30 protein-coding genes and 2 pseudogenes are annotated in these 23,229 nt (G+C 41.7%); 17 read left to right on the top strand and 15 right to left on the bottom strand.

The window, feature by feature from the left end; genetic code table 11:
* Positions 1-299: 299 nt before the first annotated feature.
* From E8L90_RS13240 to E8L90_RS13230, 3 genes are all read right to left on the bottom strand, one after another.
* Positions 300-530: a hypothetical protein gene (locus E8L90_RS13240; RefSeq protein ID WP_137029798.1), complete on the bottom strand. Its 231-nt coding sequence runs from the start codon at positions 528-530 to the stop codon at positions 300-302.
* 328 nt (positions 531-858) lie between these two features.
* The gene (locus E8L90_RS13235; RefSeq protein WP_137029797.1) at positions 859-1,359 is read right to left on the bottom strand and encodes a hypothetical protein; all 501 of its coding nucleotides are present in this window, start codon (positions 1,357-1,359) and stop codon (positions 859-861) included.
* Positions 1,360-1,661: 302 nt separating this feature from the next.
* Positions 1,662-2,036, bottom strand: a complete 375-nt coding sequence (locus tag E8L90_RS13230; protein ID WP_137029796.1) for a hypothetical protein — start codon at positions 2,034-2,036, stop codon at positions 1,662-1,664.
* A gap of 105 nt (positions 2,037-2,141) precedes the next feature.
* Here E8L90_RS13230 and E8L90_RS13225 point away from each other — a divergent pair.
* The 7 genes and pseudogenes from E8L90_RS13225 to E8L90_RS31380 all read left to right on the top strand — a co-directional run.
* Positions 2,142-2,388: pseudogene (locus E8L90_RS13225) on the top strand (ArpU family phage packaging/lysis transcriptional regulator).
* A gap of 185 nt (positions 2,389-2,573) precedes the next feature.
* Positions 2,574-3,053 (top strand): GNAT family N-acetyltransferase, encoded by a 480-nt coding sequence (locus E8L90_RS13220; protein ID WP_137029795.1) that lies wholly within the window; start codon positions 2,574-2,576, stop codon positions 3,051-3,053.
* Between the two features lie 875 nt (positions 3,054-3,928).
* Complete coding sequence (locus E8L90_RS13210; protein ID WP_162309080.1) at positions 3,929-4,408, top strand: hypothetical protein; 480 nt, start codon at positions 3,929-3,931, stop codon at positions 4,406-4,408.
* A 757-nt stretch (positions 4,409-5,165) separates the two neighbouring features.
* Positions 5,166-5,468, top strand: coding sequence for a ParB N-terminal domain-containing protein (locus tag E8L90_RS31395; RefSeq protein WP_425267110.1), 303 nt, complete (start codon positions 5,166-5,168; stop codon positions 5,466-5,468).
* A 4-nt stretch (positions 5,469-5,472) separates the two neighbouring features.
* Positions 5,473-5,601 (top strand): hypothetical protein, encoded by a 129-nt coding sequence (locus tag E8L90_RS31390; RefSeq protein WP_425267109.1) that lies wholly within the window; start codon positions 5,473-5,475, stop codon positions 5,599-5,601.
* A 73-nt stretch (positions 5,602-5,674) separates the two neighbouring features.
* Positions 5,675-5,989 (top strand): hypothetical protein, encoded by a 315-nt coding sequence (locus tag E8L90_RS31385; RefSeq protein WP_425267108.1) that lies wholly within the window; start codon positions 5,675-5,677, stop codon positions 5,987-5,989.
* A 133-nt stretch (positions 5,990-6,122) separates the two neighbouring features.
* Positions 6,123-6,392 (top strand): annotated as a pseudogene (locus E8L90_RS31380) (sigma factor-like helix-turn-helix DNA-binding protein); the annotation flags it as partial.
* Positions 6,393-7,009: 617 nt separating this feature from the next.
* Here the strand turns inward: E8L90_RS31380 and E8L90_RS13190 are convergent.
* The gene (locus E8L90_RS13190; protein ID WP_137029793.1) at positions 7,010-7,342 is read right to left on the bottom strand and encodes a DUF2834 domain-containing protein; all 333 of its coding nucleotides are present in this window, start codon (positions 7,340-7,342) and stop codon (positions 7,010-7,012) included.
* Positions 7,343-7,487: 145 nt separating this feature from the next.
* Entirely contained in the window at positions 7,488-7,898 is a 411-nt protein-coding gene (locus E8L90_RS13185) for a GNAT family N-acetyltransferase (protein WP_137029792.1), read from the bottom strand.
* Between the two features lie 579 nt (positions 7,899-8,477).
* Here E8L90_RS13185 and E8L90_RS13180 point away from each other — a divergent pair.
* Both E8L90_RS13180 and E8L90_RS13175 read left to right on the top strand, forming a co-directional pair.
* Entirely contained in the window at positions 8,478-8,672 is a 195-nt protein-coding gene (locus E8L90_RS13180; RefSeq protein WP_064202647.1) for a tautomerase family protein, read from the top strand.
* Positions 8,673-9,486: 814 nt separating this feature from the next.
* On the top strand, positions 9,487-9,738 hold the full coding sequence (locus E8L90_RS13175; RefSeq protein ID WP_208759426.1) for a hypothetical protein: 252 nt from the start codon (positions 9,487-9,489) through the stop codon (positions 9,736-9,738).
* 147 nt (positions 9,739-9,885) lie between these two features.
* Here E8L90_RS13175 and E8L90_RS29920 read toward each other — a convergent pair whose 3' ends face one another.
* The 4 genes from E8L90_RS29920 to E8L90_RS29915 form a co-directional block, all read right to left on the bottom strand.
* The gene (locus E8L90_RS29920) at positions 9,886-10,116 is read right to left on the bottom strand and encodes an Ig-like domain-containing protein (RefSeq protein WP_425267129.1); all 231 of its coding nucleotides are present in this window, start codon (positions 10,114-10,116) and stop codon (positions 9,886-9,888) included.
* 373 nt (positions 10,117-10,489) lie between these two features.
* Positions 10,490-10,885 (bottom strand): hypothetical protein, encoded by a 396-nt coding sequence (locus E8L90_RS13170; RefSeq protein ID WP_244297212.1) that lies wholly within the window; start codon positions 10,883-10,885, stop codon positions 10,490-10,492.
* A gap of 190 nt (positions 10,886-11,075) precedes the next feature.
* Positions 11,076-11,345: a hypothetical protein gene (locus E8L90_RS13165; RefSeq protein ID WP_137029791.1), complete on the bottom strand. Its 270-nt coding sequence runs from the start codon at positions 11,343-11,345 to the stop codon at positions 11,076-11,078.
* 420 nt (positions 11,346-11,765) lie between these two features.
* Complete coding sequence (locus E8L90_RS29915) at positions 11,766-11,927, bottom strand: hypothetical protein (RefSeq protein ID WP_162309078.1); 162 nt, start codon at positions 11,925-11,927, stop codon at positions 11,766-11,768.
* A gap of 589 nt (positions 11,928-12,516) precedes the next feature.
* Between E8L90_RS29915 and E8L90_RS13160 the strand changes: the two genes are divergently transcribed.
* The gene (locus E8L90_RS13160; protein ID WP_137029790.1) at positions 12,517-13,113 is read left to right on the top strand and encodes a hypothetical protein; all 597 of its coding nucleotides are present in this window, start codon (positions 12,517-12,519) and stop codon (positions 13,111-13,113) included.
* Positions 13,114-13,354: 241 nt separating this feature from the next.
* Here E8L90_RS13160 and E8L90_RS13155 read toward each other — a convergent pair whose 3' ends face one another.
* Positions 13,355-13,783, bottom strand: a complete 429-nt coding sequence (locus E8L90_RS13155; protein ID WP_137029789.1) for a NucA/NucB deoxyribonuclease domain-containing protein — start codon at positions 13,781-13,783, stop codon at positions 13,355-13,357.
* A gap of 329 nt (positions 13,784-14,112) precedes the next feature.
* On the opposite strand from E8L90_RS13155, the gene E8L90_RS13150 reads away from it, so the two are divergent.
* Positions 14,113-14,304: a hypothetical protein gene (locus E8L90_RS13150; protein ID WP_162309013.1), complete on the top strand. Its 192-nt coding sequence runs from the start codon at positions 14,113-14,115 to the stop codon at positions 14,302-14,304.
* Between the two features lie 85 nt (positions 14,305-14,389).
* Here E8L90_RS13150 and E8L90_RS13145 read toward each other — a convergent pair whose 3' ends face one another.
* Positions 14,390-14,635, bottom strand: coding sequence for a hypothetical protein (locus tag E8L90_RS13145; RefSeq protein WP_137033427.1), 246 nt, complete (start codon positions 14,633-14,635; stop codon positions 14,390-14,392).
* Positions 14,636-15,840: 1,205 nt separating this feature from the next.
* Positions 15,841-16,632, bottom strand: a complete 792-nt coding sequence (locus tag E8L90_RS13130; RefSeq protein WP_137029786.1) for a DUF2935 domain-containing protein — start codon at positions 16,630-16,632, stop codon at positions 15,841-15,843.
* A 165-nt stretch (positions 16,633-16,797) separates the two neighbouring features.
* On the opposite strand from E8L90_RS13130, the gene E8L90_RS31090 reads away from it, so the two are divergent.
* Positions 16,798-16,920, top strand: coding sequence for a hypothetical protein (locus E8L90_RS31090; RefSeq protein WP_041749352.1), 123 nt, complete (start codon positions 16,798-16,800; stop codon positions 16,918-16,920).
* Between the two features lie 213 nt (positions 16,921-17,133).
* Here E8L90_RS31090 and E8L90_RS13125 read toward each other — a convergent pair whose 3' ends face one another.
* A complete protein-coding gene (locus E8L90_RS13125) occupies positions 17,134-17,940 on the bottom strand; it encodes a DUF2935 domain-containing protein (protein WP_137029785.1) in 807 nt (268 codons plus the stop codon).
* Between the two features lie 128 nt (positions 17,941-18,068).
* Between E8L90_RS13125 and E8L90_RS13120 the strand changes: the two genes are divergently transcribed.
* From E8L90_RS13120 to E8L90_RS13100, 5 genes are all read left to right on the top strand, one after another.
* Positions 18,069-18,563: a DUF1648 domain-containing protein gene (locus tag E8L90_RS13120; RefSeq protein WP_137029784.1), complete on the top strand. Its 495-nt coding sequence runs from the start codon at positions 18,069-18,071 to the stop codon at positions 18,561-18,563.
* A gap of 139 nt (positions 18,564-18,702) precedes the next feature.
* Positions 18,703-19,128: a DMT family transporter gene (locus E8L90_RS13115; RefSeq protein WP_137029783.1), complete on the top strand. Its 426-nt coding sequence runs from the start codon at positions 18,703-18,705 to the stop codon at positions 19,126-19,128.
* 31 nt (positions 19,129-19,159) lie between these two features.
* Positions 19,160-19,858: a Crp/Fnr family transcriptional regulator gene (locus E8L90_RS13110; protein ID WP_137029782.1), complete on the top strand. Its 699-nt coding sequence runs from the start codon at positions 19,160-19,162 to the stop codon at positions 19,856-19,858.
* A 21-nt stretch (positions 19,859-19,879) separates the two neighbouring features.
* Entirely contained in the window at positions 19,880-20,347 is a 468-nt protein-coding gene (locus E8L90_RS13105; RefSeq protein WP_137029781.1) for a DMT family transporter, read from the top strand.
* A 102-nt stretch (positions 20,348-20,449) separates the two neighbouring features.
* The gene (locus tag E8L90_RS13100) at positions 20,450-20,953 is read left to right on the top strand and encodes a CarD family transcriptional regulator (RefSeq protein ID WP_012685669.1); all 504 of its coding nucleotides are present in this window, start codon (positions 20,450-20,452) and stop codon (positions 20,951-20,953) included.
* Between the two features lie 69 nt (positions 20,954-21,022).
* On the opposite strand, the gene E8L90_RS13095 is transcribed toward E8L90_RS13100, so the two are convergent.
* Both E8L90_RS13095 and E8L90_RS13090 read right to left on the bottom strand, forming a co-directional pair.
* A complete protein-coding gene (locus tag E8L90_RS13095) occupies positions 21,023-21,991 on the bottom strand; it encodes a GNAT family N-acetyltransferase (protein ID WP_137029780.1) in 969 nt (322 codons plus the stop codon).
* Between the two features lie 151 nt (positions 21,992-22,142).
* A complete protein-coding gene (locus E8L90_RS13090) occupies positions 22,143-23,210 on the bottom strand; it encodes a CapA family protein (RefSeq protein WP_137029779.1) in 1,068 nt (355 codons plus the stop codon).
* Positions 23,211-23,229: the final 19 nt, after the last annotated feature.

Raw genomic sequence — 23,229 nt, 5'->3', positions numbered from 1 at the left:
GAGTGTCAAGTTTGCAAATTGCTCAGGGAGGTAAATCAGGTCGAATGCAACGACAATACTTTTGCGATAGACCTAACCTATATCGGAACGTTTGGAACCCACTCCAAAACATAGCGAGTAACTAGCTATTTGGCGTCCTAGTCTGTTATGAGAGCATTCCAAGCAGCATATATGCCATAACACCGAGGACAATCTGCGACGCCCTTTGGACGCTTTGGATGTGGTTGAATAACACAACGGTAATTGTGGACAGCATGAGGAAAAAATACCCCACCAGAAAGGTGAGGTATAGCGGCACGTTAGCCACGTAGGTAATAGGTGATGGTTTTTTTTACACCATGACTATCCGCAACATCAAAAGTAACTGTAGTGCTACCACTACTCACTTTAACTACAGACAAAATACCACTAACAATGGCTACTGTTGCTACTTCAGGATTGCTACTAGTCGGATTTGAATAGGTTACTGTGCCTCCATATCCGTCTGTAAAGATTGCATTTAAATTAAGTCCCAATCCAGTTGGACTCATCTCGTGAGATGTACCACTTTCATAAGCATAATAGATGGAGATATTTGCTTCTGGTTCGCTATTCTCGTCTTATTCCTATGTCTCTCTATGGTTTTATAACGAGCCTACACCGTGCGGGCGACTTTCATCGCACACGGCGTTCCATCAGCGGGTAAAAAGATGAAGATTTACAACGGGCAGTTTTAGCCTATCAAACTCGTCTCACAAAATTCTCACAAAAATATCTCAAGCGAAGACTATGCACAACACACGATGTGATAAGCGTATACAACCATATTTTTAAACAAGAAGGAAATTAAGATAAAGGAATTAATCGGAAGGAAGTATATCATTTTGAGACGTCTGATACCCATTTTTCACGCCATTCCTGAAAGTCTTGCTGTGTAATCTCTTCCAGAGTTCTTCCATCGATTGAATAAACTGAGCCAACAAGCCTTTCCTTTGTGATGGGGAATGATGTGGCTCCTATAACAGCTGACTCACAAATATAAACGAAAGCATTCGTTCTTCCAATCGAATCCTCATAGTTATCAAGTGGATGATTAGAAACAACCAGCCTGTGAACTTCAATGTTCTTTCCAAGATACAGAGAAGGGTCTATATCCATCACTCCCCATGAAGTCATATAAGGGAGTTCGGACAACAATTCATTCTGCAAAATGTAGCTCTGGACTTTGCCGTCGTATTCCAATGCTTTAAATCCCATCCTTTCTAAATATTGCGTAGAAATTTGTTCTTCATGGGTAATTGGTTTTCCAGAGGGCATAAACAAGAACAACGCACTTAGAAGAAGTAGAGGGATTATGATCAAAGTTAGGTTTTTCTTCATTAAGATCTTTCTCCTTTTGGGCGTATTAATAGTAAGGACGAAAAGCCTGGGAATTTGTTACATAAATGCCTGTTTAATGATGTAGGTTATCTGAAACGATATGTACTAACAAAACACTCTATTTGTAAAGAAAGGGTTGGGAACAGTGATTGAGTGTGAAGAGAAATTTTTTCGCTAGTCACTATAAGCTGGATACTGGGAAGGACTTATATGTTTTACATTCCGAGTGCAATGGATATGAGGTGCTAGAAAAACAAATTGAGATGGATTTAACTTAATATTACGGGAGTAAACTGGAGATTTTAGTCGTCCCAGTTTTCGAAAATCGAATCTCCAGTACACCACTTCTCGTAATCAAAAAGTTCAGGATTTTGGATGAGTTGAAACGACCGAGAAACCCATTGTTGGATGTAGTAATTTCGATTAGATGAAGCTTGCTCTACAAAAAGTCGGACTTCCTCAAGGTGTGTTCTATCTTTTACTATTCCGACTGCATCACCTACTAATAGGTATAGACAAGCTAGAAAGACTTTTCGCTTATCCTTTGCTACTTTCGGGTCAACAGATAGGGATAATAGCAAAGGAGCAGTATCCATAGTAGTGATGAAAAGGTCCCAATCTTGATGTGGTAACTCTGAATCATTTGAGAACGCCCATTCGCGGATGTCATAAGTCATCGTATCAACTACTTTCTATAAAAAAATAGCCCCCTTGTGGGAGCGCGTATATGTATTGGGCAAAAACATTATAGCACGGGCTTGCTGCGAGGCGGAATTGGAAAGATGAGCGCACAAGAACAACTGTCATTTCTGGAACCAGTAGATGAAAAAGAAGTCAGGAAGGCTGTTGTCAAAGCATTAAAAGAGTATAAAGCCCTTCGTGTTGCTGTCCAAAATAAACACGATCGACAGGGCTTTGCAGTATTCACTAGATCAGGTAGAGCGCCAAATCATCGAAGAGAAGTATCTCAGCACATCACGGGTAAAGCATATCAACGTTATTCTTGATATGGGACTGACAAAGGACTAATACTATGAGAGAAAAAAGATGCTATACGTCAAATTGCTGCGGCACTTGGTATGATCTGAGTGCCGTTGTTTTGTGACCGTGTCACGCCTAACGGGCAGTTTAGAACAATAAACCATAAAAAGGGGAATTGAATATTTTACCGAATATAGAACACTTGGGGGGAAACTACTAAAAGGAGTGTTTTATTGAAGAACTATGAAATTAAGAGAGCGACCTTGGATGAAAAGGAAACACTAAGCAACCTTTTGCAATTCTATATTTATGATTTTTCTGAGTTTATAGATATACAGATTGAAGACAACGGGAAATTTGGTGAATATCCGCTAAACGAATACTGGACTGATTGCTCTAGGTTTCCCTATTTAATAGCGCTAAATGAGAAAATTGCTGGTTTCGTCTTGGTCAAATGGATAAATAGAGACGAAGATGACTCATACTTTTCGATTGCCGAGTTTTTTATTATGAAAAGATTTCGGAGGTCAGGGTTAGGTAAACAAGTTGCTAAAGATATATTTCATATGCATAAGGGACCATGGGAAGTATACCAAATAGATAGTAACGAGCCCGCACAACATTTTTGGAAAAAAACAATTGAGGAATACACTGGAGGCAAATTTACTGAGCGAATAGAGATTGGAAGAAAGACACAAGTGTTTGTTAGTTAATAACTCGGGTTAAAGCAGTGAGGAAACCACCTTTGAGGTGGTTTTTTTGTTGAGAGTTGGCTACAGACGGGTATTAAAGAAATCCGCCGACAAAAAGCTGGATAAAAACCGGACAAAATAACGGATAAAAGGCAGGACGATTTGAAATGTTGGAATCGGTAATCTTGAGTCAAGAGCAAGCAACAAACGCTCTTGGGAGACACCGTCTATCCCTTATCAATGGCGTACCTGAGCGAATCTATGGGTGATGACGAATGTGACCTTACGAAAGGGGGACATTCTGAGCCTGAACGCACCAGTTGCGGCGAGCGTAGCAGGGAACCATGCAATTATTTTTCATTGTATGCATTACAGCGGTTTTCAAGTTTTGGGAACCCCTCTCGGAGCTTTGGAAAATCGCGAATTACTCTGCTGGGATTTACCGGACAGGGGATTACATGCGAGACATAAGGCTTTTGCTCCTAGCCTCTTGTCCGGTACCTCTCTTATGAGAATATGCCGATCGTGTCTTAAGTGTGCAGTAGCTTACGATTGTCTAAAGCAGGTAAAATACTTGTCGCTGATCCCGAAGGTGCTCTAGAATGACTTGCCATGTTGCTCTGCAATTTGCTTTCGTCTCTTTTCATGATCAATTATTTTAGGCATGGTTATGTTGTAACAAGGAAAAATTTAGAATACTTTTAAATAAAGCAGTTGTATTTTTTAAAAAGCGTGTGATATGATGTTCTTGGAAATATGGAAAGATATGGAAAAATGTATTATTTTTATTTGTAGTCCATCGTACACACCACGTTAGTCGAAGAAACAATTCGGTAGATAGGAAATATGAAAAAAGGCATGTTCGAAAAGATTAAGTGGAAAAAGGAGTGTGGATTATGATTAAAAAGGTAATGACTTTGGGTGTAGTTCTTTCCGTTTTCACCTTCAGTTCCCAGGCTGTATTTGCAAGCGAGATTGTTCAAAATCAGAAATTTGAGCAACGGTCGAATCAAATGCAAGAGTATCGAGAACTAAATAAAAATAAGGGGAAGGCAGCATCTGAATTATATAACAATATATATTTTTATTATGACAATTTACCGGGGAATGTCTGGATTTATAGTCAAGACTATACAAGATTTAAAGTAGATTACCCCAGACCAGTAGAGTTTAAAATCGATCAATACGGATCTTCACCGAATATGGAATATCATGTAATTAGGGGTACATCTGGTATGTACCCGGTGATTTTTGAACCGAAGGGAACTGGCAGATTTGTAAGCAACGCATGGTTAGAGCCTGGAGAATACTATTTTAATTTCAAAAGTAACTCAAGTGATCTAACCAGTTTCAGTGTTGAGGTAACACAATACTGATAAAAAGGTAAGTCTTCTATTTTCGTGAGCTAGGTGAAGTATAGTGCGCCAGTATGTCGATTCAGCAACAGGAGAAATATATTACACGGAGGAAGTGCTGCGCAGGTCGGACGAGATTGTAAAAGTTTTTCGTCCAGTAGGTCGCAGATCAAAATACGTGAAAATCAAAGCCAGCCAAAAGGCAAAGTGACGGCTCAGGAAGCTGTCACTCGCTGAGGCTGGCTTTTTGTTGAAGATTGCAGCTTATACCAGCGAGGGAACTAACCTCCTGCAAGGCGACAATGAGCGCGGGTAAAAGGTAACGCCGCTTACCGTCAAAGACCTTGCCCGCATCGCTGACTGCTCCTATCCAACGGCACGTAAGATCGTGAAGACATTTGTGGAGCTCCACGTCATGCGTCGAACTGACTTGGTAGGACGGTCAGCATTAGCAATCAATTCACTGTATTCTCTCAGCGGGAAGACAGCCGAAGCGTGGCTCCTGCACCTATTCAGCCAGTAGATCACAGAGGCAGGAGAAGACCCAAATTAAGACTAGGGGATCGCCAGAAGCCAACAGCCAGCAAAAGCAAATGGCTCTAAGCCTCAACCCCATTTTTTGTGGTGAAACAAAACATATACTTTTCTGCTGGATTAGTAGCCGTTTCGTTACACCCCCAAAACAGGGCACCAGCCTGACAGCATCAAGGCATACAGCAATTCAAGGGCTGGCAATATTCTTTATTCTTACTTTATCACCACGAAGGAGCTGAACAGCTTGGACATACGAAAAATATCAGTCTCTAAAATCAATCCAGCCCCTTATAATCCGCGAATAGATTTGCAACCGGGCGATCCTGAATATGTGAAACTGAAACGATCCATCGAAGAGTTTGGATACGTGCAACTGCTCATCTGGAACGAGCGAACAGGGAGCCTTGTTGGAGGTCATCAGGGATTCAAGATACTCGTCAACGAGCTAGGACGGACTGAGGTAGACGTTTCAGTCATTGATTTGGATGATACCAAGGAGAAGGCACTCAACATCGCATTGAACAAGTTCACTGGAGCTTGGGGATGAGGAAATGCTCGCCCAGGTGTTGGCGGAGCTACAGGAGAGCGATTTGGACGTCGAGCTCTCAGGCTTTGACCTGGATGAAGCTTCAGATTTGATCAATGAGTACGTCAACATTGAGATAGAAGAGACCATATAATGTTGCTGTCAAAAGTAAATCTGCAGGACTGGCTTTAGTCGGAAGGGAAAGCATTTTGAATGATGATATGCCTATGAAACAATTCGAGGACTTCCTTCAAGCTGTGTTTGCGAACTATGCTCCAATCATGGACCCGAAAGCAGCAATCTATGTCTTCCATCCTTCTAGCAATCACCGAGAATTTGAGAACAAGATGAACGAGGTCGGAATAGTATCGCGCACCCAGTGTATTTGGGTTAAGAACGCTTTTTCGTTGTCGTTTGCTCAATATAAGTTTAAGCATAAGCCAGTGTTCTATGCTCATCTAAAAGGGCAGGCTCCAGCATGGTACGGAGATCGTAAGCAGACTACGGTTTGGCGAACGGATCTAACAGGACTCCCCGAATAACCAGAGACAGTCTGGGAGATATCGCGAGGGGATGTAAGCAAGTATGTCCAGCCTACACAAAAGCTATTGGCGCTGCTTGCTATTCCAATTGGGAACCGCAGTCAGAAAGGCGATATAGGGTGAATGAAATCATGTCCTTGGCATAGAAACCGACGAAGTGGTGGACGCTGTGCAGCTCAAGCTGGAGTCCAATAAAATTTACTAGCACATACACATCCTCGATGAGCGCGAAAAAGAGGTGATCATCGGCAGGTTTGGGCAGGATCAGGACAAAGATAAGACACGGCGCGAAATCGCATGTGAGCTGGGCATTTCTCCTTCGTATGTATCCCCTATCGAAAAGCGAGCGTTAATGAAGTTGTTTAATGAATTTTATCGGACGAAACAGACGCAGGGAAGATAAAGGTTAAAGAAGTAAAATAAAATCATTTTGGAAAAAGATCACTCGTAAGATAGGCATTCTTTAAGCCAGCCGTCTTACGGGTGATTGCTATGCGAATAACCTGAAAAATGATTGGATGCACATTTTTTACACGAAAAAACAATCGTAACATCTAATGCATTTGAAACAATTCTCTTATGGCTGCTGCCGAGGACGAGTCTGGAAAGTGAGCTTAGAAACAGTGTCCATCGAATAACGAAGGTAAGGCAGACAACCTCTACATTAAACAACACTCCTTTACTTGGAGCGTAACGTGGGAGGGTGGGCAAAAAAGCCCCCACCCTAAAGCACATTCACTATGGGTGGGAGTGGGAAGCGTTACCCTGCCTAGGGCTCACTCTTTAGGGATTCAATCCAATCAGCATGACAGGTATCGCACAATAGTTCGTTGCGATCCTGCTTACCTTGGAAAAACGTGATTTGGCGAACGCTGTCGGTTTCACGTTCACAGTAATAACAGCGATATTTCCCCAATTCGTTCCCTCCCTGAAGAGTTTTTCAAGAGTAACGATAGTTATCCTTCCCATCTATGGTTTTATCTAACACACTAGAAATTTTTCAAATGATCAAAAGCTCAATTATGTTAAATCAATTTGTTTACGACCTTCTATTGTTTTTTGTCTGAAGTAAAGAAACAGAGGAAAAGCAAATGATAGACCAACAGTTAAAGTTGCGGTTACGTAAATCCACCAATGCTTAATGTGATGCTTTCTAACTTCTTGAAAAAGAAATACCCAGAAAATTACGCATGCGATAAGAAAATCGGTTGCAAAAAACGAAGAAATGTTGTTTGCAAAAAGTTCCGATGAAATGAGTTTGATATCGAATCCATTTTCACGAAGGAATGGAATGAAATAACTGTAAGGCAAGACTGCTCCCAAAATTGCCAGTAACAAATAGAGGTTTTTCATTCTCTACTCCCCACCCTTGTTTTTGGGAACATTATACAGTAGGGAAAGAGTCAACTTCAATTCTACCATTTAGGGAATTTACACATTTCTCAAAATGATCAATCGACAATAATAAAAACTCCTCCGAACTTGGAGGAGTCTACAACTAAATTGGCGCTACTCGAAACATTCCTGTTAAAGCAGAGTACTGCTTAAAATCGTATTTCTCATACAGATTCTTACCTTCGTTAGAAGAAAAGAGACCAATAAAAGCTTTATCAGGAGCATTCCGTTTTAGATAGGAGATGAGATTGTCCATAATTATTGTCCCTATCCCCATTTTTTGAAACTCCGGAAGTACAACAATATCTTGAAGGTAAAAATAAATGTACCCATCACCAATAATTCTGCCCATACCAATTATTTTACTTTCAGAGAGAACAACAACTGAATGCAACGAATTTTCAAGTGAGTCTTTGATCACACTGAAATTCATCATCTTTTCCCAACCAACCGAAACGCACAAGTGATGAAACTCTTCAAGAGTAGGGGGGCGTTCTATAATCTCAAATGACATATAACTCCTCGCTTTCAAAATTTCTATGTCTGAGGATATAACTTCATTTGAGCCACCCCCTAAATGTTGGTTAGAAAAATATTACCATTTTTTTCTCGAAAACCTCAAGCATGTGGACTTTCTTAAAGAGTAATTTATCAAAATGTGTGTTACGGAAGGCGAAAAATTGCATTACCTACATCAAAGTTAATGGCGGGAAGTACAGCGCGAGCTTGGTACGTTGGAAGAGGCATGGGGAGTTGTCGGTGAGAACGATGCGAGGACTTATGGGACGCGATTGCTGCCAGGGGACATGGAGGGCATAGTCGCAAAGCGTAAGGACGGATGATACCACTCGGATAAACGTACAGACGATTTCGTCAAGGTCATCAACTATACGTATGTAGATGCCCAGATCGCAGGCTACAGAAAAGGTGACTTTGGTTGGAAATGATTATGTTTAGTTATGCAATGTTTAACATTTTACAAAGTAACTATTAAGTTAAAAAATCCTTGTTATCCAACCTGTTGATATGATTGAAACTATTTGCTAACTTGCGCGTCTACGTTATAAAAGAAACGGATTGGAGATGTGGACAAATGCCATATATCAACCTTCAAATTACAAAAGGTGCAACCCGTGATCAAAAGGCTCAGATTGTGAGAGAGTTCACTGAAACTCTTGTTAACGTTCTTGGCAAAAAACCTGAACATACTCACATCGTTATTGAAGAGATTGATGATGAAAATTGGGGTTTCTCCGGTATTCTTACTGACGACTTCAGAAAACAATAGGTAGTTTTCAAACCGCCCGGCTTTTTGCCGGGTTGTTTCATTCTAATGATGGTCAATTTACCCAGTACACAGTTTGATAAACGGGAAATGGGGTATGCCGGCGAAGCAGACCCCATTTATAATTGAATTACAGCGATCGATTATTCATAGAATTTTCTGCTGTTTAATTTCCTCTTCCAATTGGTAATCCTCAAACTCTCCATATCTTTTAGCATTAGTGATTGAAAGGCCAAACCCTTCAATATCCATACCATACCCTTAGACGTTGTTTAAAATATTTAGAGAGTATCTAATATATCATACGTCTTTTAAGAGATAAACATTATATATTCCTAGTGGCCTTGCACACTAAAATGTTCAATCCTTCAACACATAACAGGTGTTTTATAGAATGACGAAGGATCGCAAGTATGTTGACATTCAGTCGAAGAAAAAAGCACGAGTTAAACTGCTAATTGGCATAAAATGGAATGTTGTATTCTCGATTATTCGTTGAATATATCATGTCAACTAAATGATGGACGTAATCAAAAAAATTCGGAGAGTCCAAGAATAGCCAATTTAATGAAAAAAATAAACCCAATGGTAATTAAGTACTCAACAATTAAATGTAAAACCTTTGGTGTTTTTTCTTGTATAGTGAAAGTATATTTAAACACCATAAAAAGTGCTATACCCATAAAAATAGCTAAAGGTTCCTTCATCATTTGTGCTCCTCTCAAAAAATAGAAGAGATGCATTAATTGCACCTCTTCTATTTTCTGTATATTGTATAAAATTCCTTTGTCCGTTAGTTCTAATGATAATGAGTACCGTGAACTACTTCGGAAAAACGGTTAGCTTGATCGCGTTCTGGACCAGTTCAGCGACGAGGACTGCGAAGGCGAAGGGATGGGAAAAGCATGACGTAGAGCTTGACCTAACCGATGGAGGGATACAAAAGTTCTTCGACTCTTGGACGATGAATGGAAGTGAGGTTGCAACTCACTGGCGCCCACTCCACAACATAGCCGATGCGTGGATGATCGTGGAGAAGTTCAAGGAACTAACTATCTGGCATACCTAGTCTTTCAAGAGAGCATCCCAAGCAGCATATATGCCATAGCACCGCGGACAATCTGTGACGCCGTTTTGGACGTTTTGGATGTGGTTGATTAACACAACGGTAATTATGAAAAACACCCTCGGTTGTCCCGAGGGCAGTTGATAGGTGTTATGGTTCAAATGGAGTAATAGTGATAATCCAATCCACTGATACCGTACCGCCTTTACCATCCTCTGCTGTAATCGTGATGGTAATAACATCTCCGACATTAACATTATTAAATTCCAGAATCAAATATTCGGAGTAAGCTGTTACTTGAACTTTCGGATTATCCGACACAGCAGTAAATGTCAATTCATCTCCGTCTGGGTCAGAAAAACGATTCGAGTAGAAGTGCAGACCAGTAGCAATAAAGGTTCCGCCATCATATTGGTCATAATTGTGTGGAGGTATAGTACCAACTTTAGCTGGGCGATTGCTATTCTCGACTTATGCCCTTTTCTGTGTGAGGGATTTCGTTCGAGCCTACACCGTGCGGGCGACTTTCATCGCACACGGCGTTCCATCAACGGATAAAAAGGTAAAAAAATACAATGAGCTAAATAAGTGTACTGCAAAAATGTAAATTATTTCAAGGTTACTAATCAACATATGGTTCCAAGTAGTTAGGGTTTTACAATACACACGATGTGATAAGCGTTTAAACAAGACGGTATTTAGTATAAACGAAAAAACACTTCTCATCGAGAAGTGTAAGAAGTGAAATTAATTATTACTCTTTTACATCAATTTCCCAATTTTCTGAGCCTATAATATCTCCTTTCTCTACAGAAAATTGAAGGGTATGTTTTCCTGGTTCTTGGAAGAAAATTATTCCTTCATATCCACCCTCATAAGGTTGCAATACAAAGCTCATATTTTGGTTATTGTCAATGTAAGTTACTTTTACAAGTGCATTCTGTAATGGCCTATCATTGTAAAACAAATTGCTCGCTACATCAATTGGAGTTTTGGCTACAATTCCGTTGGCAGAACCGGCTTGTAAGTTCCATCCAAATTCATTTCTTTGGGCTGGTGATGGGTCAAGTAAGAAACTTGCAGGAATTAAAAGTGCAAATAAGAGAGGCAGAACAACTATTAGGTTTCCAGATTTAAAAAGTTTGTTCAAAATGAAATACCTCCGATTCAATTACTGAAACTGCTTCCACTATAAGGACGAAGATACTGGTAATTAGTCACAATTTCATCTGAATTTTTTGCAAATCACACGATTTGTTAAAAAAGAGATTCTAAATGCTTAGTCTCAACACAAAGAATAACCCCCGGGATATTCCGAGGGCCGTTGATGGATATAGCATTTACGGTGTTGTTCGAGTAATAACATTTCCATGAATATCCTTTATTGCTCCATCCATAAAAGTAACGTACTTCCCTTGTTCAAAACCAGCACCCAAGCTGGTGAAAATGCGTAGGATCGGGCTGTCGGGATTAGAATTATCCCACATGATGGAGTTCACAAAAGCACCGCTCCAATCGTTATCCACATATCCAAACGACTTTACCACGCTTTGTTTTTTAAGTGTTTCGGCGGATAACGCTTTATCAAAACGGATATTGATTATAGTCAAGTTACTATCATCTGTAATGCTAGCAGTTGCTGGTGGTTCGCTATTCTCGACTTATCCCTTTTCTTTAAACGAGGGTTTCGTTCGAGCCTACACCGTGCGGGCGACTTTCATCGCACACGGCGTTCCATCAACGGTAGAAAGACAATTACAATGGGCAACTTTAACATACGTCAAGCCATCGATACTGTCTGCTAACTATAGTTAACTCATTTGGTGGCAGCTTTTGAAATGAACCATGATAAACAAAACAATCGATGTGATAAATGGGGAGGGTAGGACTATGACGAAAGCGGAAAAAATTGCACTTGATGACGAAGCGCAAAATTGAGAGCGCAGATGGCTTTTAGCATCTGGATGACGGTGAGTCAAGCTCCTACGAGGAAATAACTACGCCCCCAATAAGGGGGCGTAGAATCACAATTACCAAGGGCAAATGTCTTGTCCACCTGGAACTTTTTTGCATTCGGGTTTCCCACCAGTGCACTCTTTTAAAGGGTAGCAAGGGTTCCAAGCTGAAGCATAGCTAGCAGGTACAGACATAACTAAAAATGCAGCAAAAGCAATAGTGAAGAATTTTTTCATAGTAACCACCTTTATATCATTTTTGGGGTCAATTCCCAAATATTAAGACGATGTAAATATTAATAAAGTCACCAAAAATGTAAAATGTATTCAAAAATTTCTGTCGTTGGCAGTTTAATAGCTCATACCTAGAAAGTTGCGGAAGGCTGAGTGTGTCTCGGACCAAAGAGAGATGATTATCCTTAGTATGGCAGGTTATTCGGTGTTGGACATGTTATTGTGAATGGTTGTAAATAAGCTACTTGGAAGAAATGTTGCTGTATTCTACATTTTGTAACAAAATAGAAGAGAAGGAAGTAAAATGAAAAATTAGTGTAGTTAGGTTTAACTACGACGATGATATGAGTAGTGACTACGAAGACGAGTTGACGGACGCTTTAGCCTGCTGTAGAAAAATATATAGCCTTTGGGCGAGATACAAAAAAGAGTAGAGTGTTCATCTTTAACGAGGAGGACTACGGAAAAATAGGGTGCACTGCCCGAACAACAGTTACTCTGTACGATGGATCAGATTTAATTAGAAATGCCTCGATGGATCGATGGATACAAACTCGTGAATTATGCCCATAAGGCAAGGATGAAAAATGTAATGAAGAACAAAAAACAAATTATATTATCAACACTTGCAGTAGGCTTTCTTGTTGGCGGGGGCTATCTATTTTTAGATTCTAATAAAATCGAAACGAGCCGTGCTTACGACCAAGCATTTCATAAACCAGCAAAAAGCGATAAGCAGACTATAAAAAAAGTAGATGTACCGGGAGATGTAGTAGAGAGCTTTGACAGTACCAAAGAGCTTAATGAAAGCGCTGAAGTGATTGCCGAGGTTGAAATCGATGAATCGGAGAGCTTCCAGTATGAAAACGTCGTATTTACCCTTAGTAATGCAAAAGTCAAGCAAGTGTATAAGGGTCATGTAGATCCGGAAAATGTGATCAAAATACTTGAGACCGGCGGATATAAAGATGGAACAGAGTATACTTTTGAAGGTAATGAAGTATTCGAAACAGGTGAAAAAGCGTATGTATACTTAGAAAAATATGAAGGGCCCGTTGCCGAAGATGCGTACGTAATTAAAGGGGTTTATCAAGGGAAATTCATCGAAGAAGAAGGTAAGTTGCAGTCTCCTAACGGAGTGGCCGAAGGATTGCAGATAGAAAGCGAAAGTCAATTAGGACTTGAGTAAAATTAATGACACTAGACACTTGCCCCCACAAAAACGCGAGGGCAAGTGTTTTAATCCTGCAAATCCCACTTATATTTTCCCTATAGGATTAATGCAATCGTAACACACAATTTAACAGTCGCGCGTATAGGGGGATACGGTGAGAACCTCGAGGAGAAATCATTTAAATGAAGCGGATTCACCCGTTCCTATTGCTCAAAATACTACTATGGTGCAGATGTTAACTTAGGGAACAAATACTTTATTTGACCACGATTTCAACCTTTGTTCCGTCTGGAAAATCCCCTAATTGATTGGAAATCCACGATCCAGCTCCTCGATTGTCGGAAGGAGAAATGTATTCGATATGTGCCCCTGTTCCACCCTCCGCACACATGGCCATTGGCCATTCATCTCGATCGTATCCCTTTTTCGTGGGAATACCCTTGAGTGATTCTTCACGATTTTCATCTGCTCCATCTCGGTCAATTGTGCATATTGCTGACTTCCCTGAGGCAATCGCTTTTTTGATATGCTTGGCAGTCTGAGGGTATCGATCAGATGGAAATACAATCGTATGGTCTACGTTCCCGTTGCTGACTGTTTTGTTCTCTATTGGCACAAGTCCAAAGAAATAGGCGGCGCCAATTAGCAGCATTACAATCAACATCAGCATTTTTCTCTGTGTCATGCTTCTGTCCTCCAAATATAAGTTCTTTTTCAAGGCAAAACATAGAATTAGCTTTCTGAAATTCTTTGCAAAATTCATAAAATTACCCTTGAGTTTCTAAAAATGGATAATTCCACAAAGAAATATATTACAGTTCGTTGATTTGAGCAAAACAGTAAAAGGAATAAATTCAAATCAAAGGATTAATCTGGAGTTTTTTTGGACGAGTTTTAAAAATTCAATTAAAATCGTGCAATTGTGAGGGGGCGGAATGTGGCTTTTCTATTTGCAAACTGATCAAGAAGCTCTTATTGGATCAGTCAAAACGCAGATGGAGGGGGTACAACCTGGTGAACGAAGGGATTATTTGTGCGCAGAACTTCATTGTCAACGTGGAGTTATGTAAAGGAAGTCCGATCACTGTGGGGATTACAAAAACAGGAGAGGGAGCAGATATTACGATAGAAGTTAACACGAGGGAATCGAGCAAGGGCGGCGGGTATGAAAAGTGTCCGCCGCTCTCTTGTGCAAGCGCAAGATGATCGGATACGTCCCATACGAGTAAAAGTAGAGGTGATGAAGGCAAAAACGATTTTTACATGTATCTAATAGTATTCAACAAGATAGTTATTTTGTAACGGTGTCATAAAACATCTCTGCCAACACGAAAACCTGAAAAGCGGCCACACCAAACATAATAAAGGCCATCTTACGGTTTTTCTTCAGTTCAAATGTTCCTAAAAAAACCATGAGAGCGGCAAGGCATAGCATCGTTATTATTCGTAAGAAAGTCACATTTGTAAAAATGTTCACTACTGCAATAAAAAGGGCAACTACTGAAAAGATATTGAACCAAAGAGGTCTATTTTTCATAAAGGTCACCAACATTTCCCTTTTTATAACAATTATAACAGATGGTCTGCTTGCGTGCACTTAACACATCGGACATTATGCTAACGCTTTGCAACGATATCAAAACGGTTGAAGATATTCAGAGGTTAAAAGGATCCGTATCGAGGGATTCCCTGCCTATGAAGTATATGGTAATATCGATGGACATGGTGAACTCGTTGATGGCCCAAGAGATATAGAACTTCCAGGAACTACAACTTCCTTTATGGAACAATTTACTGAGGTGTTTATGCGGATTTTACGTTTTTTTAGTGCAGCAAGTGTAGCGTTTCTTGTCAGTTCCATATTGTATATCATTAGTATGTTCACTTCCCTATCCTATCAAGGTGAAGGAGTATTTAACGCTTTAACTGCTTCATTTATGTTGACGCTTTATTTACTACCGTTTTGCTATGCTGGATGCTTGATAGGAGAAGTCGTATATTCTTTTACATCCAAGATAATAAACCGCTTTATAGTAACTTTGATCTTTGTATTAACGGGCATCATGTATTCATATTTGGTACAAAGGTTTTTACTGCAAGAAAATTTTTCTGTATTTTATTTATGTTTGTCAGTATTGGGGTCAACTTCTTTTTACTGGGCTCATTTTATTAACAATAGAAAAATGAATATAGAACTTGCTGTAATACCAGGCTATTTAATCATTATTTGTTTGGTTGCGATTGCTGTTTAACCCGTCCCTATTCTAAAGAGACGGGTTTTCTTCGTTAATAATTCGTATAATCGTTATCAATACAATGAGGCACCAACCTGTGCTATAGGAGGTGCCTCATCGTGTTATTTCGTATATTCCATCACTTCAAAGGATTGAATTTTGCTGAATGCTACGTAATCTTTTCTAGCAGTAAATGGTCCCTTGTTAAAGTCCTTATCGATCATATAGGTTTCTTTTCCACGTCCGTCTGCACGGCCATTATACCAGTCGATAAAGTCTTGAACTTCGGATGCAGTTCATTCAAACCCTTTCTCGAGACCGCTGATCATCTTGATAACAAGAAGTGCGTTATCACCGGATGGCTGAGGGTCTGGATTTGGTTTTGGATCTGGATCTGTATCTTTGCATGCCCAATGCTTTGACCAGATTTGAGATTTTATTCAGCTTTTTCAAGAAATGCAAAACCCGTCTCTATTTTTAGGAGACGGGTCATTCTTATTTCTGATAGCTACTTTGCGTGTGTAAGGGATACCTCAAAAGCATCTAGAATCTCTAGAAAATGCGAGGCTTCTCTAAATACGTGGTCAGCGAGCAATGGGGGGATGATGCTCTTAATTTTGCATTCCTCAATCAAATCACGAGCTGTTTTTTTGAAGTCACGCAATTGACGGACGGACACGCGATTTTGATCCACAAATTGATTCAGTAGCGGTTTCGTTTGAGACTGGGGGCGCATGGAATCAAGATCCTGAGCTTGGAACAATAATTGATCAAAATCATGACTGAATTCTCTAGCTTGATCCACTAGCTTTCTTTCGGAAGGATCGAGCAAATGGTTAATAAATTTAGCATGGTCAGCCATGATTCGTAGGAAGAAGACATTTTCATTAATCACGGCATCAGGTAAGGGATCAAGGTTCCCCGTATTCAGTTGTTCGAGTCGATTCCGAAAATAGGCGGCTTCCCTACTGATGTGATCGACCAAGAGTGGAAAGTTGTTACCACCAATTTTGCAATGAATAATGAGTCCGAGTACTTTGCGTTTAAAGGCCCAAATATAGGAAGCGGCATTGTGAACGATTTGATTAAAGTCATAGATTCGTTGAGGGTCTACGTCAGAAGAAAAGGCAAGTGCTTGGCTTTCGATTTCTTCAAAAATGCTGTAAAAGCGATTCGCTTCTTCAATCAATTTGGTGTCTTCGCAGTTAAAACCCAATTTGAGAAACAGGGAGTGTTCTTTCATGATGCGAGACCAAAAACGTATTTCCTCTAATGATCGTTCAACAAAAACATCTGTCATGTTGTACCTCCGCATAAGGATTTGGGCGGATCAAAGCCCATTTCCACTTTTGATCATACATGATGTATGACTATGCGTTTACCCAGTTTCGTGAATGGGCATGAGCACAGAAATAAAAAATTCTGGCTTGTCCCACAAAAAAACTCCCGGTAAAGGGAGTTTTCCATGTCAAAAACGACGCATCGAATGCATTTGCATTCTGTGGTGATGGGCCCTCATGCGATGGAAGTGTTCTCTTTCTCTAAAGGTATGATGACGCAGTCGGTCATGACGATGTTCAAAAGCTAAAGAGCGAAAACGTTCTGCTTGCCTCATGTGGTGATGCATACGCTGTCTATGATGATCAATTGGATCCATAACACTACCCCCTTAACCGTTGGTACTTATAGGATATGAGGACAGCTTTCTGCTTGCTTATGCATGTGTGGATATCGCGAAATAAGAATGAAAAAGAGGCGTAAAGCCTTTAGCTTTCGCCCAGTTCTGAATAAGGTTACTCTTTTACTCGATTCGCGGTCTCGTCGGGAAACAGTCTGGTGATGGCACGTCGGAAACCTCAGACAGCTTCATCAAATAGTAGCATTCTTCGCGAGACATATGGTCAGCCATGAGCGGGGAGAATACTCCAAGCAATTCATCGCGTATCCGCATCTCCTCCAATTCATGCAAGAATACCTGAAAAAGCTTCATTTCCATTTCTGCTTGGTGATTAAAACGGCGTAGTGCCGGGAAGTTATTCAAGTTTGTTCGCAGATACCCGGCTAATTCCACCGCTTTTAAATAAAAATGCTCGAACTGCTTGGTAAATTGTTCACTTTTAAGCTGATAATCTTTTTCCACCATGTCCAAGAGGGAAGTGATGGTGGCTGCATGTCCGATCGCATCGGATAGCCACAGAAGGTGGAGCTCTACCGGATGATTGGCAGGTGGCAAGCTTCCGGAGAGAAAAGCATGCAAGATTCGTTCATACTCTTCTAGTTCATTGACCATGTGGTTCATAAACGTTGGAGGAAGACTGATCGATATATTACTGATGAGGTGCCTTTCCAGGATGTGGAGTTTAAAATCACGTAGTTGTTGGGTGAGTTCACTTGCCTGCTGGTTGAGTGCGTGTAGTTCATCGGAAGACAGATTCTGTCTGGCGTTATCCAGTAAGTTATCGAATGACACGATAAAGTATACGGTTTTTTCAATCTCCTGCTCTTCATTCGGAGCGAGTGATTGAAAAATAAAGCGGGCATGATCGCCCAGGATTTGTAGCCAGAAACGATGCTCAAATAACATACTTTCTCTCAAAGGATCATTCACTGTCGTTCCCTCCTTACTCCACATCAAGATATGTAAAAACGCCCAGAAGTGTGTGACGGATTGACCTTGACTCCCAAATGGACATAAATGGTAAAATACTTGTAGGAGCAGCAGAAAGGGGGGGGAATATGAAGAGACCAATCACAAATATACCAAAGACAGGCAGCGAATGGTTATGGGATGTAGTTGGTTGTTTATTTTTCGTGGGATCGCTACTCTTTTTAGTCTTTGTATGGAATAAGCTTCCTGACGAGGTGCCCGCCCATTACAATGCTTTGGGGGAAGTAGATCGCTGGGGCTCAAAATGGGAACTGCTTCTTTTACCTGGGATTGGCGTCTTTATCATTTTCCTCATGCAAGTACTCGAAAAGCATCCGGAGCTCCATAACTATCCGGCACGTTTCTCTGAATTGAATGCCGAGCAGTTTTATTTGCATAGTCGAAAAATCGTGAACCAAATAAAAAATAGTTGCTTAATTATTTTTTCCGTAATCTTGTTGGAGTCGGTTTCCATTGCGCTCGGATGGGGAGGCGGCTTTGGGAAGTGGTTTCTGCCGATCACCATTATTGGGATGATCGTCCTGTTAGTGATAGGAATCGTGAAACAAAAAAAGATTCAATGAGGAGAATGAGCGAGGGGTCCTTCTAACAGAAAGGACCTCTTCTTTGTTTTTTTGCAACGAAAATCTTGAGGACATATGTCCTTCCCTATCCCCATCGCCATCCATTTTAATTAGGGACAGATCAGTGTGAGGTGAGAGGATGAAAGGGATTTTGTTTGCAATTTTGGGCGGTGTTTTCATTACCTTGCAAGGTGTAGCGAATGCCAGAATCAGTCAAGATATTGGTACGTGGCAAACCGCGACACTTACGCAGTTAACGGGCTTCCTCACGGCTTTTTTACTCCTGCTGTTATTTCGAGATGGAAGATGGCAGGCATACAGGCAAGTGAAACCGTTATATTTGACAGGTGGGGCATTCGCTGCGTTTATCATTTTTAGCAATGTTACGGCTATCCAGCATATCGGGGTAACCATGACGATATCAGCCCTCTTGATTGCGCAGCTAAGCCTGACTTTTCTCATTGACAGCAATGGGTGGTTCGGTTTCGATAAACAAAAGATGAGGCTGCCGCATTTTATTGGGATCGGGATGATGATTCTAGGTGTGCTGATACTGAGAGCCTAATAGCCTAATAGCGAGAGGGTGAAACAGAGGGATGAAGGAAATCGAAAATCGTGAGCTTTTGCAACAATATCTCCATGAACATCAGTTAGCATCTGTCTTTTATGAGCCTTTTCTGCCGCATTTATCCTTGTACCAATTTGATCAGGGGGAGTTCATTTGTGCCCAGGGTGAATCGGCCTGTCACCTGTATGTTTTGGTGAAGGGCAAAGTAAAGGTTTTTACGACTTCCCCCGAAGGAAAAACATTGATCCTTTCCATTAAAAAGCCGCTGGAAGTGATCGGAGATATTGAATATGTAAGAGGAATTTCTTATCAAAATTCGGTTGAAGCAGCCTCGTCTGTTCAGATGATTGGGATTCATTATCGCTGGTTGAAAAAATACGGAACAGACTATGCTCCACTCCTTGAATTTTTACTGCAAATCATTACGAATAAATTTTGTGTGAAGTCCAACTCATTAAGCATCAACCTTCTGTACCCAGTAGAAGTGCGTTTCGCTCGTTATTTGTTGTCCGTTTCGATTGAGGAGTGGCATCCTGCCAACAACGAAGAGATCAGTACGAGCAATCTCTTGGATGCAGCGAATATGATTGGAACGAGCTACAGACATTTGAATCGGGTCATTCAACAGTTCTGCAAGGAGGGACTGATTGAGCGTGCCAATGGACACCTTCTGATCAAGAATAGGGAAGGTTTAGCTAAAACGGCGAGCGAGACTCCAAACGAATAAGGAGACAGGAGGATACATATCATGGTAGTCGGGCTATTCTTTGCGTTACTGGCTGGCTTGTTGGTCAGCTTGCAAAATATTTTCAACAGGAAAGTAAGTGAACAGGCAGGAACATGGTCTACCACGACTCTTGTACTTGGGATGGGATTTCTGTCGTCTTTGACGATGGGTCTCATTTTCGAAGGCAATCAGTTGTTTTCGTTTCCAGCTATGCAGCCGTGGTACTGGTTCAGTGGCATGATCGGCGTTGGGGTGGTCTTTTGTCTGGTGCAAGGGATGAGACTGCTTGGCCCAACGTATGCTATCTCCATTGTCCTCACTGCCCAGCTCGGCTTTGCTTTATGGTCAGATTCAATCGGCTGGTTAGGGCTGATTCAAGTGCCGATTACTTTTACGCAATTGTTTGGGGTTGTGATCATTGTCGGGGGTGTGATCGTATTTAAACTAGGCGGCGAATGGCAACAGGAACGCTCAATGAGTAAGATGTAAATTTTTTATTGACTTGATTTTGATCGTCATGATAAAATAAAAAATTTTAAATTCGATTTTTGTGTTATAATGGCTTTAGATTGCTTTGAAGGAGGTGGACGTATGTTTCTAGTTGGAGACAAGGTTTTTTATCCGATCCATGGGGCAGGCGTAATCGAGGCGATGGAGGAGAAAGAGTTTTTGGGTGAAAAACACCTCTATTATGTGCTCAACATGTCGCTGAAAGAGTTAAACATCATGGTCCCGGTTGAAAAGATGTCCGCTCTTGGTATCAGAAAGGTGGTCGAAGCCGACATTCTAGAGAATGTTTTGGCCGCCATGCTAGAGGGGCAACGCGACACCGCCTTGAATGCAGCACAGCGCTACAAGCTTCATACAGAAAAAATGAAGAGTGGCGATATTTACGAGCAATCTGAGGTCATTCGCGATTTGGTTGGTATGAGTAAAGAAAAAGTGTTGGGAACGAGTGACAAAGTGATGCTGGATAATGCGCAGCAGCTCCTCATTAGTGAGATTGAATTGGTAAAAGATGTAGATACGCAACAGGCAACAGAAATGCTAAAGCAGGCTGTATGCCCAGCAGAAATGTCTGAAATTGTCCCATAAATATTGTCTATACAAGGGAAGCAAGGGGAGTGATTGTTACTGCAATCGCCCCCTTTTTTTGTTTGTCTGTTAGAGCAACAAGCTGCGATCGAGGGAAAATTCTTGGCGACTGGCAAACTGGTGATAACCAGCACGTAAAAAGGCTTTGGCCATTGGCGTGTTTTTTACATCGGTATCTGCGCGGATGTATGTTTTGCCAGCTTGTACAAGAACGTCTGTGGCTTGCTTCAGCAATTGATCAATATAGCCGTGTCCTCTTTGCTCGGGGAGAACACCGATGTATCCAATTGTAGCAAAGGTAGGGCTGACCGTAGGCATCAAGAAACCAATGAGCTCATTTTTTGCTGTATAGGCGAGCTGCCACCATTCCGGTTCGTATTTCATTTGTTGCAAATCTTGGAACATTCCCTGTGCTTGGGCGAGCGGGCCTTTTTCCAAGCGATCCTCTGTAATTTGTTGATCATGGGTGAATTGCGAGACACGCAGGATGGCATCCACAAATGCAGCCTCGCCAACCTCAAGAAGATTGTGGTACACGATCGGATCACGCGTTCCTTTTGACGGTATAGCAGTTACCTCTATCGAAGCATGCCATTCGAATCGGTTTGTTTCCCGGCTAATTTGAAAACCGAGCGCTTCCAGAACAATTCTTCGCTCTTGCTGATCCGTTTGCCATTGGGGAGAGGAGGAAGGTGAATCCAGAACATAGCCGATTTTTTCCGAAAGATTCCCTGCCATAAGTGTGAAGACTTCGCGTAAGAAATGAGCTCCGAGCGAAGGACATTCTGTTTCTTTCCATGGAAGCTCCCACAATACCAAATCAGTCGCTTGTTCATTGCCAGGCAATGTCCAGAAGGCAAGACGACCCGTGATCTCACCCTGTACCTCCAGAACGAAGCACCAATCCTGACGCATGCCTCCTTGTGTGAACATTTTGTCGAGGTAAAGAGCGATATCATCCCGAACGGAAGCAGGGTGATCCGGGAAGGCAAGAAATACAGGTAAATCTTCCGGGTGGATACGGCGAACGGTGATCATGCAAGTCATCTCTCCTTTGTAACTACCTAAATAAATTTTGTTAGTTACAAGTGAATTTTACCAAAATGTTCTGTGAATCGTCAATCGTGGTCTATGTAGGAACGGAGGAAGGGCGGGGAGCAAACGGCCCGCTCCCTCGTTTGCTCCTGTGTTATTCAATCAATACGCCCCGCGCCCTGCCTATGATGCGGACGGCGCGATTCCACAGCAACTGGAGCTTTTTTCTCTGCAGGGGTCGTACATACAGGTCAGGGCTCTTCAAATAGGAACGCATGGGGATGACACGAAAGCAAATGCGCCCTTGACTTACATATCGTTGCGAAAATGTCGGGATGACCGAAATTTGGTCGAGTGAAATCTGATTCCGCTCATCCTTCTCGACAGTAAATCGCAGGATTGCTCCGCACTGAGATTGATCAAACGAGAGCATTTTCTCTGATGTAAAATTGCCCAAAGAATACGCGACTAGTGTTTGTCTCTTTGTTCCTTGAGCAGTCGTGATACTCGGGGTGACCACAGGCTGTAGAACATGTGGATGAGCTCCGAGGATGACATCAGCACCGTTGTCGAGCAGGCTTTGTACGAGCTGTCGCTGGCGAGTCGTCGGTGTATAGCGGAATTCAATCCCAAAGTGAAGGGAGATGATCACAACATCGACGAGAGGACGGACTTTTCTCAGGTCGGATAATATCGTGTCAAGATGAAGAAGTCGGACGATCCATGGCGTATGAGCGGGGATCACCTGCTTGTTTGTCCCGTAGGTGTATGCAAGCATAGCGATGCGAATGCCGTTTACCTCCTTGATCAGGTAGGTATTTGCCTCCTCGGGGCTTCGATAGGTTCCGGTATGAGCGAGCTTGTATCGATCCAAAACATCAAGGGTTCGGCATAGTCCGGTTACCCCGCCATCCAGACAGTGGTTATTCACTGTAGTCAATACGTCAAATCCCGATGTTTTCAAGTCCCGAGCCAATTCATCTGGACAGTTGAAGCGAGGGTAACCGGTTCGTGCCGAACCGATTTGATAGGGCTGTGTTTTCCCGGAAAAGGTGGTTTCTAAATTGCCAATCGTGAGATCAGCTGCTGAGAGAATCGGTGTCACGGGATGAAACATATCCGTAAAAGAGAATTGATCTGTACCAGGCAGTCTGGCAGTTGCCACCTGCTCTTTCCACATCAGGATGTCGCCTACAGCGGCGATGGTGGCCTTCTTTTTCATGCGCTTCACCTCCCCTCCT

This window comes from Brevibacillus antibioticus, assembly GCF_005217615.1.
GTDB classification, from domain to species: domain Bacteria; phylum Bacillota; class Bacilli; order Brevibacillales; family Brevibacillaceae; genus Brevibacillus; species Brevibacillus antibioticus.
Note: the sequence above shows the minus strand (reverse complement) of the source record. Positions and strands in the feature narration are given on the sequence as shown.